This window comes from Dyella kyungheensis (assembly GCF_049913195.1).
Lineage (GTDB): Bacteria > Pseudomonadota > Gammaproteobacteria > Xanthomonadales > Rhodanobacteraceae > Dyella > Dyella kyungheensis.
Genome location: NZ_CP183983.1, coordinates 1,225,724 through 1,239,990 on the forward strand (window position 1 = coordinate 1,225,724; position 14,267 = coordinate 1,239,990).

The 14,267-nt window shown below is 65.0% G+C and carries 13 protein-coding genes; 9 read left to right on the plus strand and 4 right to left on the minus strand.

Translation table 11 applies throughout. The features are described 5' to 3' along the window. The first annotated feature begins 27 nt into the window (after nucleotides 1-27). Entirely contained in the window at nucleotides 28-1,074 is a 1,047-nt protein-coding gene (locus ACN9MB_RS05270; protein ID WP_426271015.1) for an isoaspartyl peptidase/L-asparaginase family protein, read from the plus strand. A gap of 46 nt (nucleotides 1,075-1,120) precedes the next feature. On the opposite strand, the gene ACN9MB_RS05275 is transcribed toward ACN9MB_RS05270, so the two are convergent. From ACN9MB_RS05275 to ACN9MB_RS05285, 3 genes are all read right to left on the minus strand, one after another. Further along, a complete protein-coding gene (locus ACN9MB_RS05275) occupies nucleotides 1,121-1,684 on the minus strand; it encodes a response regulator transcription factor (protein WP_204635034.1) in 564 nt (187 codons plus the stop codon). A 100-nt stretch (nucleotides 1,685-1,784) separates the two neighbouring features. Further along, on the minus strand, nucleotides 1,785-3,059 hold the full coding sequence (locus ACN9MB_RS05280; protein ID WP_204635035.1) for an ATP-binding protein: 1,275 nt from the start codon (nucleotides 3,057-3,059) through the stop codon (nucleotides 1,785-1,787). A gap of 119 nt (nucleotides 3,060-3,178) precedes the next feature. Further along, nucleotides 3,179-4,711, minus strand: a complete 1,533-nt coding sequence (locus ACN9MB_RS05285; RefSeq protein WP_204635036.1) for a peptide MFS transporter — start codon at nucleotides 4,709-4,711, stop codon at nucleotides 3,179-3,181. 231 nt (nucleotides 4,712-4,942) lie between these two features. Here ACN9MB_RS05285 and ACN9MB_RS05290 point away from each other — a divergent pair, with 231 nt between their 5' ends. From ACN9MB_RS05290 to ACN9MB_RS05305, 4 genes are all read left to right on the plus strand, one after another. Next, nucleotides 4,943-5,317, plus strand: coding sequence for a diacylglycerol kinase (locus tag ACN9MB_RS05290; protein WP_204635037.1), 375 nt, complete (start codon nucleotides 4,943-4,945; stop codon nucleotides 5,315-5,317). Nucleotides 5,318-5,560: 243 nt separating this feature from the next. Then, nucleotides 5,561-6,178: a LemA family protein gene (locus ACN9MB_RS05295; RefSeq protein WP_426271016.1), complete on the plus strand. Its 618-nt coding sequence runs from the start codon at nucleotides 5,561-5,563 to the stop codon at nucleotides 6,176-6,178. Between the two features lies 1 nt (nucleotide 6,179). Further along, nucleotides 6,180-7,091, plus strand: a complete 912-nt coding sequence (locus ACN9MB_RS05300) for a TPM domain-containing protein (RefSeq protein ID WP_426271017.1) — start codon at nucleotides 6,180-6,182, stop codon at nucleotides 7,089-7,091. Nucleotide 7,092: 1 nt separating this feature from the next. Continuing rightward, nucleotides 7,093-7,596, plus strand: coding sequence for a TPM domain-containing protein (locus tag ACN9MB_RS05305; RefSeq protein WP_204635040.1), 504 nt, complete (start codon nucleotides 7,093-7,095; stop codon nucleotides 7,594-7,596). A gap of 174 nt (nucleotides 7,597-7,770) precedes the next feature. Here the strand turns inward: ACN9MB_RS05305 and ACN9MB_RS05310 are convergent, their stop codons facing one another. Beyond that, nucleotides 7,771-10,665 (minus strand): TonB-dependent receptor plug domain-containing protein, encoded by a 2,895-nt coding sequence (locus tag ACN9MB_RS05310; RefSeq protein ID WP_426271018.1) that lies wholly within the window; start codon nucleotides 10,663-10,665, stop codon nucleotides 7,771-7,773. A gap of 352 nt (nucleotides 10,666-11,017) precedes the next feature. Between ACN9MB_RS05310 and lgt the strand changes: the two genes are divergently transcribed. From lgt to ACN9MB_RS05330, 4 genes are all read left to right on the plus strand, one after another. Then, nucleotides 11,018-11,908, plus strand: a complete 891-nt coding sequence (gene lgt, locus ACN9MB_RS05315; RefSeq protein ID WP_426271019.1) for a prolipoprotein diacylglyceryl transferase — start codon at nucleotides 11,018-11,020, stop codon at nucleotides 11,906-11,908. A gap of 3 nt (nucleotides 11,909-11,911) precedes the next feature. Then, the gene (locus ACN9MB_RS05320; protein ID WP_204635043.1) at nucleotides 11,912-12,706 is read left to right on the plus strand and encodes a thymidylate synthase; all 795 of its coding nucleotides are present in this window, start codon (nucleotides 11,912-11,914) and stop codon (nucleotides 12,704-12,706) included. A gap of 104 nt (nucleotides 12,707-12,810) precedes the next feature. After that, nucleotides 12,811-13,299 (plus strand): dihydrofolate reductase, encoded by a 489-nt coding sequence (locus ACN9MB_RS05325; RefSeq protein WP_204635044.1) that lies wholly within the window; start codon nucleotides 12,811-12,813, stop codon nucleotides 13,297-13,299. A 10-nt stretch (nucleotides 13,300-13,309) separates the two neighbouring features. Beyond that, on the plus strand, nucleotides 13,310-14,263 hold the full coding sequence (locus ACN9MB_RS05330) for a Nudix family hydrolase (RefSeq protein ID WP_426271020.1): 954 nt from the start codon (nucleotides 13,310-13,312) through the stop codon (nucleotides 14,261-14,263). Nucleotides 14,264-14,267 lie beyond the last annotated feature (4 nt).

The window sequence follows — 14,267 nt, forward strand, 5'->3', positions numbered from 1 at the left end:
CCCCCAACGTTGTGGGGAGTACCGTCCGTGAAGTTGAGCCGTCTTGTCGCCGCCGTCGCGGCGCTGGGGATCGTGTCCTTGAGCCATGCGGCGTCGCCGGTGCTCGTGGTCCACGGCGGCGCGGGCGTGATCAAGCGCGAGATGAGTCCCGCCAGGGAAAAGGCCATACGCGCGGCGCTGACCCAGGCCCTGCAGAACGGTTACGCGCAACTGAAGGCCGGCAAGACCGCGGTGGACGCCGTTTCGGCCGCGATCACCGTGCTGGAGGACGACCCCAACTTCAACGCCGGCAAGGGCTCGGTCTTCACCCATGACGGCAAGAACGAGATGGATGCCGCGATCATGGATGGCTCCACGCTGGAGGCCGGTTCCATTGCCGGCGTGCATCGCGTGAAGAATCCGATCCTGCTGGCGCGCGCCGTGATGGAGAAATCGCAGCACGTGATGATGGTGGGCGATGGCGCCGAGGCGTTCGCCAAGCAGGAAGGCATCGTGCTGGTCGATCCAGCCTATTTCCGAACGGAAGAACGCTGGCAGCAGTTGCAGAAGGCGCTCAAGGAAGACGCCAACAATGAAAAGCATTCGGACGTGGAGACGGCCAAACATTTCGGAACGGTGGGCGCGGTGGCTCTCGATACGCAGGGACACCTGGCGGCCGGCACCTCGACCGGCGGCATGACGGACAAGCGCTGGGGCCGGGTCGGCGACTCGCCGATCATCGGTGCCGGCACCTATGCCAACTCCGGTTGCGCCGTGTCGGGCACGGGTTGGGGCGAGTACTACATCCGTACCGTGGCCGCGCACGAAATCTGCATGCGGGTGACGCAGATGCGCGTGCCGCTGCGCCGCGCGGCGGCCGAAGTGATCAATCAGGAAATCCCGTCGATGGGCGGCAACGGCGGTGCTATCGCGTTGGATGCGAATGGCACGGTATCCATGCCGTTCAATACCGATGGCATGTATCGCGGCTGGATCGGCGCCGATGGGGTGCCGCATGTGGCGATCTACGGCGATGAGGACGACGGTGCGGCGGAGCCGTTGCCGGCGGATGCGGGTTCGTCGTCTCCGCCGTAAATCGCGCTTTGCGCGGCAGGCTCGTCGCCTGCCTTGGTCTTGCTGCTTATTCTTCGTTTTCCGGGCGCTCACGCACCGGATGCTTGCTGAGCTTGCGCTGCAGCGTGCGGCGATGCATGCCGAGCCGGCGAGCGGTCTCGGAAATGTTGCCGTCGCATTCGGTGAGCACGCGCTGGATGTGTTCCCACTCCAGGCGACGCAGCGCCAGCGGTGCTTCCGGCGCGTCGATGACATCGTCTTCGCCGACGTTGGTGTCGCCGTCGAGCAGGGCGCGAACCACCGCGTCGGCATCGACCGGCTTGGCCAGATAGTCGTGCGCGCCGCGCTTGATCGCTTCCACTGCGGTGGCGATGGAAGCGTAGCCGGTCAACAGCAGCACCCGGATCTCGGGCACCAGGGCCTGCAATTCGGGAATCAGCCGCAGGCCGTTCTCTTCGCCGAGCTTGAGGTCGAGCACGCAGTATCGCGGCTGATGGCGGCGGGTCAGGGCGCGGGCCTCGTCGGCATTGCTGGCGGTGATCACTTCGAAGCCGCGCGAGCTGAGCGCGCGGGCGAGCACGCGGGCAAAGGTGGCGTCGTCGTCGATGATGAGTAGTTGCTGGTCGCTCATGGTGTTTCTCCTCGGCGCAATGCCGATAGGTGCATTTTCGCCGCTGCGACAACGCATTCCCATGTGGCCATGTGCCACTGTGGCTATCCGCCGCACGGGATTATGGCGCGGCGATCACCGCCAACGGCAACCGCAGCCGCATCTGGGCGCCATGGCCGGTGTTGAGGGCAATCAGCTCGCCGGCCAGGCGCTCGGCGGTCGCTTCGGCCAGGGCCAGGCCAATGCCCAGGCCGGTCTGCTTGTGCGAGCGGCCGAGTTCGGAAAGCTCGCCCGTGGGATCGGAAAAGCCCGGGCCGTGGTCGGCCACGATCAGTTCCAGCCAGCCGCCATCGCGGCGCACGGTGAGCGCCACGGCCTGCGATTGGTTGAGCGCGGAAGCGTCGGCAGCGTTGTTGAGCAGGTTGAGCAAGGCATGGCGGAGGCCGGGCGGCGTGCGCAGCACGGTGCGAGCGGCTTCCTGGTCCAGTGCCAGCGCCAGGTCGGCTTCGGGACGCAGCAACTGGAAGCGTTCCAGGCAGCCGTGGATGAAGGAGTCCACCGTCAGCTGCTCGGGTTCCTGCGACAGCTGCGCCTTGCCGAACGCCACCATCTCGCGAAGGATGGTGCGGCAGCGGTCCACTTGCCCTTCGAGCAATTCGAGGTCTTCGGCCAGCGCCGTATCGCCCGCGTGTTCGCGGCGGAGTTCGGGCAGCAGGGTGCGCATGGTCGACAGCGGGGTATTGAGTTCGTGCGCGGCGCCGGCCGCCTGCGTGGCGATGGCTAGGATGCCCTCGTCGCGCAGCGCACGTTCGCGCACGCGCTGCATCTCCAGCTGCTGCAGGCGGGCGGAGCGCGACAGCCGGTTGATGAAGAAACCCAGCAGCACGGCCATGATCACGAAGTTCACGCCCATGCCGAGCACATGCAGCGAGAAGTCGCCGGTGGAATACATCGACACCGGCAACGGCACGTACCAGAACAGCAGGATCGCGTAGGCCGCGCCCACCAGGGCCGCCACCACCAGCACGGCGTCGACGGTCAGCGCCGCCGCGCTCAGCGCAATGGGAATCAGCAGCAGCGTGATGAAGGGATTGCTCGCGCCGCCGGTGAAATACAGCAGGTAGCCGAGCACCGAGGTGTCCACGCCCACGTGCAGGATGGTTTCCCACTGGCGGATGGGCCAGGGCTGGGTGAGGCGCCACGCGGCGAACATGGCGAATACGGCCAGCAGGCCGATGCCCACCATCAGCGGCAGCAGCGGAATGTCCATGCGCATCCACAGCGCACAGACCAGGACGGCGGTGCTCTGGCCCGCGATGGCGCAGATGCGCAGCCAGGCGAGGCTGCGGAACAAGGTGCGGGGGCCGATGCGTTGCTGGGTGGAAGGGCGTTTCATGCCGGCGATGTTAGCCGGTTTGCGCGGCCGGCCCGTTGTCAGGGCACGCCGCTGCGTCACTTTGCGCCGTGCCGATGGCCCTGAAAAACTCGCCCCGACGAGCGGGGCGAGGGGTTCGATCAGACTTCTTCGCTATGCACGGCCGGCAACGGCGTATGCGCTTCGGAGTGGCTGCGCGAAAGCTTGTTCATCAGCGGCAGCATGACCACGGCGATCACCGTGCAGGCGATGCCGACGAAGCCCAGCTTGTTGAACAGGCCGACGTAGATGTTCAGCGACTCGACGGGGCTGCTGATGTTCTCGGGCATCGCGGCAATATTGGCCACCACGCTGCCCAGGTACTGCGAGATACCCACGGCCACGTAGTAGGCGCCCATCATGAAGCCGCCCATGCGCGCCGGCACGTAGCGGGCAATCATGGCCAGGCCCAGACCGCTGACCAGCAGCTCGCCCAGCGAGTAGAAGCCGTAGCCCCAGACCATCGTCCACGAGGACACCTGGCCGTCCACGGCGCTCATGGCGCCGAGGCCGTACATGAAGAAACCTACTGCCACGGCGGCGAAGCCCAGCGCGAACTTGAACGCGACCGACGGATCCTTGCCGACGCGGCCGAGGCCGTTGTACATCAGCACCAGCACCGGGCTGAGCACGACGATCCAGATCGCGTTGAGGTTCTGGTACTGCTCGGGAATCCAGTTGAAGAGGTGGGTGCCGAACACGTCGAACGAGAGGTTCACGTTCTTCTGCGCGAACAGGTTCAGCGAGGTCGCCATCTGCGCGTAGAAGATGAAGAAGAAGATCGTCTGCACGGTGAGCACGAGGGCGGCGATCAAGCCGGCACGTTCACCCTTTTCAGCGTTGCGGATCAGGTGCACGAAGATGCCGAGAATCACGAGGCCGGCGAGGTACACGCAGATCTTCGCGGCCAGCAGGCTCTGCAGGATGAAAGCCGCCACCACCACCAGCACCAGCGAGGCGCCGACCAGCGCAAGCGCGCGCTTCATCGACACCGGCTGCTCATCCGAGGGTGAGCCGATGTGCGCCAGCGTGCGACGCATCAGCGTGTAGTTGACCAGGCCAAGCACCAGGCCCACGGCACAGGAGCCGAAGGCGGTGTGCCAGCCCATCGCATCGCCGTAATGCTCGCCGACGTAATCGCGGATCCACGGTGTGGCCGTCATCGAGACCATCGAGCCGATGTTCACCGCCATGTAGTAGATGGTGAACGCGCTGTCGATGCGGACGTCGTCGCCCTCGTAGATCTTGCGCACCAGGTTGCCGGCGTTGGGTTTGAAGAAACCGTTGCCGACGATGATCACGCCCAGCGACACATAGGTGAGGGTGGGGTCGTTGGAGGGAATCCACAACATCGCGTAGCCCAGCGCGAGCACCACCGCGCCGGTGACCATGGTGCGACGCGTGCCGATAAGCTTGTCGCCGACCCAGCCGCCGATGGCCGGCGTGGCGTAGATCAACGCGGCGGCCGCGCCCCAGACGAGGTTGGCCTTGGTATCGATGAAGCCGAGCTTCTTCATCATGTAGGTGACCATCAACACCTGCATGCCGTAGAAGCCGAAGCGTTCCCACATCTCGATCAGGAAGACCGTGTAAAACGATTTGGTCTGTGAGACCGGCGGATTCTGGATTGCCATTCAATAGTCCGTACTGCGGTTCAAACAAAAGCCGCGCAAGGCGGCTGACTCGTGTAACCCCTAACGGGTCACAAAGGGGCCAAGCCTACCCGATCATTCATTCAGGTGCCGTTGCGACGCCGCAAGCAGGAACCTGCGACCTGCCGGGGGCGCCGGGGATGTGGCAAAATTTCGGCTTTACGCCTGCCGTCCGCAGGCGCGGCCTGTCCGCACGACCAAGAGGAAGACACCATGGCCGCCAGCGGTTTCCGAGGGCCCCGGCAAATCTGGAACGCTTTCAAGTGGTCCATGAAGGGGCTGCGCGCCGGCTGGCGCCACGAGGCCTCCTTCCGGCTGGAGGTCTGCCTTGCCCTGGTGCTGGTGCCGCTGGGACTGTGGTTGGGCCTCGGTCCGCTGGAAAAGATCGCCCTGGTGCTCCCGCCGGTGCTGGTGCTGTCGGCCGAACTGCTCAATTCGGCGGTGGAGGCGGTGGTGGACAAGGTCAGCCCCGAGTTTCACGAGCTGGCGGGCCGGGCCAAGGACATGGGGTCGGCCGCGGTGTTCCTGCTGCTGGCCATGACCGCCCTGAGCTGGGGCCTGATCCTGTGGCCGCGCTGGGTCGGCTGAGCTCGTCATTCCGGCGCAGGCCGGAGTCCAGAGCCTCTGTAGCCGGCTTTCGCGAAGTCCCTCAAAGCTTGGTTGCTATCGCGACAACCTGGCTTATTCGCTACTGGATTCCGGCCTGCGCCGGAATGACGGAGAGGGAAATGAACGCCCAGGCGAGATTTTGAACGGCTCTAAGACTTCGTAAGATTGCGCCGTCACATGCGGGATGCTGCAATGGCCACTCCACCGGATTGGAGCACCCCCATGAAACTTCTTCGTGTCCTCGTCTTGCTGTTGGTCGCCGTGGTCCTGTCGGGCTGCGGATACAACGCCATCCAGCGCCAGGACGAATCGGTGAAGGCGGCCTGGTCCGAAGTGCTCAACCAATACCAGCGCCGCGCCGACCTGGTGCCCAACCTGGTCAATACGGTGAAGGGCTATGCCCAGCACGAGGAACGCGTGCTCACCGAGGTCACCAACGCGCGCGCCAAGGTGGGCAGCACGCAGCTGACCACCGAGGATCTGAACAATCCCGAGAAGCTCAAGCAGTTCCAGGCGGCGCAGGGCGAGCTGTCCAGCGCGCTGTCGCGCCTGATGGTGGTGACCGAGAACTACCCGAACCTCAAGGCCGACGGCCTGTTCCAGAACCTGCAGGCGCAGCTGGAAGGCACCGAGAACCGCATCACCGTGGCGCGCAACCGCTACGTGAAAGAGGTGCAGGAATACAACTCGATGATCCGCACCTTCCCGAACAATCTCACCGCGAAGATCTTCGGTTACCAGGTGAAGCCGAACTTCTCGGTCGAGAACGAAAAGGCCATCTCCACCGCACCGACGGTCGATTTCGGCACCACGCCGGCACCTGCTGCCTCGGCGCACTGACGTGATCCGGCGCGTGACGCGCCTGCTGCTCGTGCTGGCGGTGGCTCTGCTGCCGCTGGCGCTGCTGCATGCCGACGAAGCGGTTCCGACGCTCACGCGTCATGTCACCGATCTCACCGGCACGCTGACGCCGCAACAGGTCGACCAGCTCGACACGCAGCTGGTCTCGCTGGAAAAAGCCAAGGGCGCGCAGCTGGTGGTGTTGATCGTGCCGACCACGCAGCCGCAGGACATCGCGGAGTATTCGCTGGCCGTGGCGGAGGCGAACAAGATCGGCCGCAAGGGCACCGATGACGGCCTGCTGCTGCTGATCGCCAAGAACGATCGGCGTGTGCGCATGGAAGTCGGCTACGGGCTGGAAGGCGCGGTGCCCGACGCGGCCACGGCGCGCATCACGCGCGAGTACATCGCGCCGAAATTCCGCACCAACGATTACTACGGTGGCATCCATGACGCCGTTGGCGCGCTTACCCAACTCATCAACGGCGAAGCGCTGCCACCGCCGGTGGAGAGCGGCAACCGCGAGCGCCGTCGCGGCATCGACTTCGGCCACGTGCTGCTGATCGGCGTGTTCGCCGCGATCTTCCTGCGCAGCGTGCTGGGCCGCACCACGGTCTGGCTGCGTACGCCGGTCGGGGCGGCGATCACCGGCGCGCTGGTGTGGCTGCTGGCGGCCTCGCTGGGGGCGGGCATCTTCGGCGCGCTTATCGGCGGTGTCCTGATGCTGCTACCGGGCGGCGGCGGGCGATCGATCGGAGGCGGCGGCTGGGGTGGTTTCGGTGGCGGCGGGTTTGGCGGCTTTGGCGGCGGCGGAGGTTTCGGCGGCGGCAGTGGCGGCGGCTTCGGAGGAGGCGGCGGCTTCAGCGGCGGTGGCGGCAGTTTCGGTGGTGGTGGTTCATCGGGGAGCTGGTGATATGTCGCGCACCCAACGTCTGCTGATGAATCTGTTCGACGGCTGGTTCCAGTTGCGCCGTCGCTTTCCCAAGAGTCTGCTGGACGAGATGGCCGCGGCGATCGCCCACGGCGAGCGCGATCATCGCGGCGAGGTGTGCTTTGCCGTCGAGTCGCGGCTTGCACCGGGCGCGGTGTTCGCCGGCTTGAATGCAGAGCATCGTGCGAAGCAGGTGTTCGCGCAACTGCACGTGTGGGACACGCAACACAACAGCGGTGTGCTGTTCTACGTGCTGATGGCCGAGCACCGCGTAGTGATCCTGGCCGATCGCGGCGTGGCGGCGGTGGTCACGCAGGCGGAGTGGGATGCCGTGCGCGACCACATGCTGACCCGCTTTGCGCGTGGCGAATGGCGGCAGGGTTGCCTCGACGGCATCGCCGAGGCGCATGCGCTGTTGCTGCGGCATTTTCCGGGCAACGACAAGGGTGCGCCGGACGAGTTGCCGGATCGGCCTGTCTTGCTCTGATCCTTGGTTTCGCAGGTTGTATCGCGCACAAGTGCGCTCCCACAAAGGCTCAGCGACCTTGGGGGAGCGCACGTGTGCGCGACGCAGCGTTCCGTTGTATCGCCGCTTTCTTGATAGGCATAAAAAAAGCGGGCCCGAAGGCCCGCCTTTTCGAAGCGTTCGGCTCTTTCGAGCTTAGAACTTCTGGTTGTACGACACGTACCAGTAACGGTCGATGTCGAACGCCGGGTTGTACGGCGCGCTGCCGGTACCCGAGGTGGTCACCGAATAGTAGAACGGACCCTTCTTGTTGAAGATGTTGTTCACACCCACCGAGAAGGTGCCCTTCCACGGAGCCGTGTAACGGAACTGTGCGTCGTTGAACGCAACCGAACCCTTCTGGCTCATGCCATAGGTGCCCCACCACGGATTGGTGTAATCCGGCGAGGAGCACTCGATGGTCGCGGTGTAGCAGCTGTCCTTCAGGCCTGCGTAGTAGCGGACCGTCCAGCTGGCGCCGAACTGCTTGTAGTCCCAGTCCACCTGCAGGTTCGAACGCAGACGGTACATGCCGTCTTCGCCGGTACCGCCGGAGGTGCCGCCGGACATGAAGCCAACCAGGTCCTGCGGGGTGGCGCCCGGACCGGTCACCACCTGGTACTTGGTCAGGTAGGTGCTGTCCGAAGCGATGCGGAAGCGGCCGAACGAGGTTTCCGGCAGACGGTAGTGAATACCGACGTCGTAGCCTTCGGTCTTCAGCGTGCCCAGGTTGGCCAGGCCTTCGTTGAGCGAAGAGATCGAGCCTGCGACCAGGTTCGAGGTCGCCGTCGGGCTGCGCTGGAAGCCGTTGCAGAAGTTCTGGTCGTTGTTGATGTAGCAGTAGTCGACGATCTGCTGTGCCACCACCGACGAGATGATGTTCTTCACGTAGATGTTGTAGTAGTCGACCGAGAAGTCCAGGCCTTCCACGTAGTGCGGGCTGTAGACCAGGCCCAGCGTACGGGTGATCGAGGTTTCCGGCTTCAGGTTCGGGTTCGAACCGGAGAGGAACGCCACCGGCGTCTGGCCACCGTTGGTGCTGGAGACCTGCGCACCGGTCTGGTCAATCTGGCGATAGTTCGCCGGCACGCCAGCGGCCGAGCAGCGAGCCTTGACCTGCGAGTTGGTCGCGGCAGCGCCGTAGACCGAGTCGCACGGATCGAGGAACGTTTCGAAGCTCTGGCCGATGCCGCCATCCAGATCGCTGATGGTCGGTGCACGGAAGCCCTGGGCCCAGGTACCGCGGACCAGCAGGTCCGCGAACGGACGGTAGCGGAAGCTGTACTTGTTGTTGGTGGTGCTGCCGAAGTTGCTGTAGTGCGAGTAGCGGCTGGCGATGTTGATGCCCAGCTCCTGCGCACCCGGCAGGTCACGCAGAAGCGGCACGTCGAGCTCGGCGTACGCTTCGTTGGTGTTGTACGCGCCGTTGGTCGGGGCGCTGGCCAGGTTGGTGGTCAGACCGGCGGCATCGGCAGCGTCGGGACGGAACACGCCCTTCTCGCCGCGGTGCTCCACGCCCACGGCCAGGTTGACCGTGCCGGCCGGCAGGTCGAACAGACCGCCGGACACGTTGGCGGTCCAGTCGGAGGTGTAGCTGGCCTGGCGATCGGTGCTGACCGAGTTCAGGTAGTTCCACACCGACCGCGGGGTGGCACCCGGACCGGCGAGGATGTTCCACGGCACGCAACCGGCGGCGCGATCGGCGGCGCTGGCGCAAGCGACCTGGCCGTCGATCATGGTCGTCGGGCCCAGGGCCGCGCGAGCATTCGGCAGGTTGATGTTGCCGGTGGTCTGGATCTTGATCTGGTTGGCGTCGTAGGTGAAGCCAGCGTCCCACGACCAGTCGTGGTTGAGGAACTGGAAGTAACCTTCGGCGCCCACGTCGATGTGCGCGAGCTTGGACTGGGTGTCCGTGATGCGCGGCATTTCCACCGTGCGGCGGAAGAACTCGAGGTCCTGGCCCGGGTACGGGTTGTAGTAGTTCTGACCGCTGATCAGCACCGGATCGTCAGCCACGCCCGACTGGAACGGGTAGCCGGCGAGCTGGCTCGAGGTATCGCGCGTGCTGTAGCTGGCGGCAGCGTGCAGCGTGATGTTGTCGGTGAGCTTGTAGCGATCCTGCAGGTACAGGTTCTTCAGCTTGGTGCCGGCGCGGAAGGTCATGTCCGACTGGGTGTTGTACTTGTCGACATTGCTGTTGGGGTCGTACAAGTGGTAACCCGCCGGCGCACCAGCCGTCTGCGTGGCCGAGCCGTGGTTGTACACGTACTGGTCGCCGGTGTTCGGATCGACGATGCGGCCGTACGGACCCAGGCCGAGGCCAGCCGTCGGGTGACGCGGACCCTGCGCGTACGAGGTCTCGGGACGCTCGCTGTTCCACATCGGATCGACGTTCTGGTACGAGGCGCCGAGGATGATCGAGTTCTTTTCGGTCGAGTGGCCCCAGGTGAAGTCGTAGTTCTGCGTCTCGCCGTCGCCCTTGCCGTTCTGGCCGTAGTAGACGTTGGCTTCGGCGCCGTCGAACTTCTCCTTGGTGATGATGTTCACCACGCCGCCGATGGCGTCGGAGCCGTAGATGGAGGAGGCGCCATCCTTGAGGATGTCGATGCGCTCGATCATCGAGACGGGGATGGTCGACAGGTCGGTCAGGCCCGAGAGGCTGGTGCTCCAACGACGGCCGTTGACCAGCACCAGGGTACGCTGCGAACCCAGGTTGCGAATGTTGACGTAGCGACCGCCGACGTCAGCGCCCGAGGACAGCGTGTCCTGCGGGGTGATGTCCGGAGTACCGGCCGACGGCATGCGGGCCAGGATGTCGTTCACGTTGGTCAGGCCGGTGGCCTGGATCGCCGCGCGGTCCATGGTGAACACAGGCTGCGAGGTTTCCACGTCCACGCTGCGAATGCGCGAACCGGTCACGGTGACGGTCTCGAGGCTCTTGGCCGAGGACTGTTCAGCCGGGGCAGGAGCGGCATCCTGTGCGGCCACCGACCATGTCTGCAGCACGAGCGCTGCGGCGATGGCAGTAGCCAGCAGGGTCTTTTGCTTCATTGTTGGAACTCCGAACAAAAAATAGCCATCAGCCAGCTCGCGAGGGCTGGGCATCCGGGTATGGGGATGGCGCGTACTACCCTGGGGAAGGGGTGCGTGCCGTGGCATCGCCGGGCTTGGGGGACAGGCGATGTAATCCCGAAGTTAAAACAAAGTGACGTGTGGGTGCAACCCTATTGCAACAGTCAGGAACTGGATGGTTTTGTTGAGGGCACTAATGTTTTGACCTATCGAGCAGCTGACGAAGGTGCTGAGATGTGCCATCAGTCATGCTCCGTCCCCCGGTTCTCGTGGCGCTGCTCTAGGCCGCCGCCGCCCGCTACACTGGCGCTTTATTGCCACCCGTTTGCCCATGACGCATCCATTCATCGTCGCCTTCGACCCCGTCGCCTTCAAGCTGGGACCACTACAGATCCACTGGTACGGCTTGATGTATCTGGGCGGGTTCCTGGGTGCCTGGCTGCTTGCCGAATACCGCCGCCAGCGCGGCCGCCTGCCGGTCTCGCGCGATGCGCTGGGCGACCTGGCGTTCTACGCGATGATGGGTGTCATCGTCGGCGGGCGCATCTGGTACATGCTGTTCTACGCCGACATCCACTGGATCTGGACCGATCCGCTGGCGCTGTTCCGCGTGTGGGACGGCGGCATGAGTTTCCACGGCGGCCTGCTCGGCGTGCTCGCGGCCGGGCTGTGGTGGTCGCGTCGCAACAACATGCATTTCTTCGACACCGTCGATTTCGTGGCGCCGATCGTGCCGGTGGGCCTGGGTCTGGGCCGCCTGGGCAACTTCATCAACGGCGAGTTGTGGGGCAAGCCGAGCGATGTGTCGTGGGCGATGATTTTCCCCAATGCGCACAGCGCCGACGTGGACTGGGCGGCTGCGCACCCGCAATGGCAGGCGGTGCTGGCGCAGTTCGGCGGCTTGCCGCGCCACCCGTCGCAGCTCTATGAAATGCTGCTAGAAGGCGTGGCGATGTTCACCGTGCTGTTCCTGGTATCGCTGAAGCCGCGGCCGCGCTACCTCGTTTCCGGACTGTTCGCGCTGCTGTACGGCTGCTTCCGCTTCGGCGTGGAGTTCGTGCGCGTGCCCGATCCGCAGCTGGGCTATCTCGCCTGGGGCTGGTTGACGATGGGACAGATCCAGTCGTTGCCGCTGATCCTGATCGGCCTGGTGCTGGTGTGGATGTCGCGCAACGCACCCACCATGCGGCTTTACCACGTTTCGCTGCCGAACAAGGAGTAAGCCGTGCGCGCCTATCTCGACCTGCTGCAGCATGTGCTCGACCACGGCACGGAGAAGGCCGATCGCACCGGCACCGGTACGCGCAGCGTGTTCGGCTGGCAGATGCGTTTCGATCTGGCGCAGGGATTTCCGCTGGTCACCACCAAGAAACTGCACCTGAAGTCGATCATCCACGAGCTGATCTGGTTCCTGCAGGGCGACACCAACATCGCCTACCTGAAGGACAACGGCGTCAGCATCTGGGACGAATGGGCCGACGAGGACGGCAACCTGGGCCCGGTCTACGGCCAGCAGTGGCGCGCCTGGCCCACGGCCGATGGCGGCGTGGTGGACCAGATCCGCTGGGTGGTGGAGGAGATCAAGCGCAACCCGGACTCGCGCCGCCTGCTGGTGAGCGCCTGGAACGTGGGCGAGCTGCCGAAAATGGCGCTGATGCCATGCCATGCGCTGTTCCAGTTCTACGTGGCGGACGGCAAGCTCAGCTGCCAGCTGTACCAGCGTTCGGGCGACATCTTCCTGGGCGTGCCGTTCAACATCGCCAGCTACGCGCTGCTGACCCACATGATCGCCCAGGTATGCAACCTGGGCGTGGGTGATTTCGTACACACGCTGGGCGATGCCCATCTGTACAACAACCACGTGGAGCAGGCGCGCCTGCAACTGACCCGAGAACCGAGAGCACTGCCCAGGCTTCAGCTCAACCCGGACGTGCGTTCGATCCTCGACTTCCGTTACGAGGACATCGCGATCGTGGGTTACGAACCCCACGGGGCGATCAAGGCGCCGGTGGCGGTGTAGTCATTTGCCGGGTTCGGCGTCCGGTCCTGCTAAGATCGGCGCCGCGCCAGGCCGCCCCAAGGGCGGTGCGGTGGTCAACACTGTCGATGAATGCAAGGATTTCCATGGCTATTTCGCTGATTGCCGCGCTGGATGAGAACTTCGCTATTGGCCGCAAGGGCCAGTTGCCCTGGCATCTGCCGGACGACCTGCGCTGGTTCAAGGAACTTACGCTCGGCAAGTACGTGCTGATGGGCTACAACACCGCGGTGGCGATTGGCCGGCCGCTGCCGGACCGCACCAACCTGGTGATGAGCCGCAAGCACGAGGCGCCGTTCCCGGGCCAGATCACCGTGCGTTCGCTGGCCGACGGCACCGCGCGTGCGGGCGGTACCGGCCTGATGGTGATCGGCGGCGGCGAGATCTATCGGGAAGCCCTGCCGGCGGCCAAGCGCCTGTACCTCACCTGGGTCAATGGTGCGGTGGACGGTGCGGATACGTTCTTCCCGGGCGTGCACTTCAGCGACTGGACCGAAGTGTCCCGCGTGCACCACAAGAAAGACAGCACCCACGCGTATGACTTCGACATGGTCGAGTACATCCGCAACGACTGAGCGGATGCCCATGTCCGCCCCGATGGCCGGCCCCATGCATGTGATGGCCGGCGTCATGCTCGATGCGCAAGGGCGCGTGTTGCTGGCCCAGCGGCCGCCGGGCAAGCACCTGGCCGGCCTGTGGGAATTTCCTGGCGGGAAACTCGAGGCAGGTGAATTGCCTGCCGACGGTCTGGTGCGCGAGCTGCGCGAAGAGCTGGGCGTGGAGGCCGTGGTCGGCGAGCCGCTGATCCGCGTCCCCTGGCACTATGGCGAACGTTTCCTGTTGCTCGATGCGCGCCTGGTGCACCAGTGGCGGGGCGAGCCGGCTTCGTTGGACGGGCAGGCGCTGCGCTGGTGCGAGCCCACCGCGGTCGAGCTGGATCTGCTGGCGCCGGCCGATCGGCACATCCTGCGCGCACTTCAACTACCCGCGCGTTATGCGATCACCGCTGATGTGCCGCCGACGGCATTCGACGAATGGCAGCAACGCATTCGTCGTGCCATCGCAGCGGGGCAGTCGATGGTGCTGCTACGGTTTCCGCAATGGTCGACGACGGAAGTACGGAAACTTGCGGCGAGCCTGTTGGACGAGGCGCGCACGCAGGGCGCCCATCTGCTGCTCAGCGGCGACGTGGAAGGCGCGCTGGCGCTGGGGCAGGGTGTGGGCGTCCAGCTGAAATCAGCGCAGCTGGCGAGCTGGCAGGAGCGTCCATTGCCGGTTTCGCAATGGGTGGGAGCCAGTTGCCATCATGCGGATGATCTTGGGCGAGCGGTGCAGATAGCCGATTTCGCTACCCTATCGCCGGTGGCTTCGACGGCATCGCATCCTGATGCCATGCCGCTGGGTTGGGATGCGTTCGCACGGCTGGTCGACAGGGCCGCTGTACCGGTCTATGCACTCGGCGGCATGACGTTGGATCAACTCGATGCCGCTCGGCACGTCGGCGGGCAGGGCGTGGCCGGTATCCGCGGGTTCTGGTGAAGGT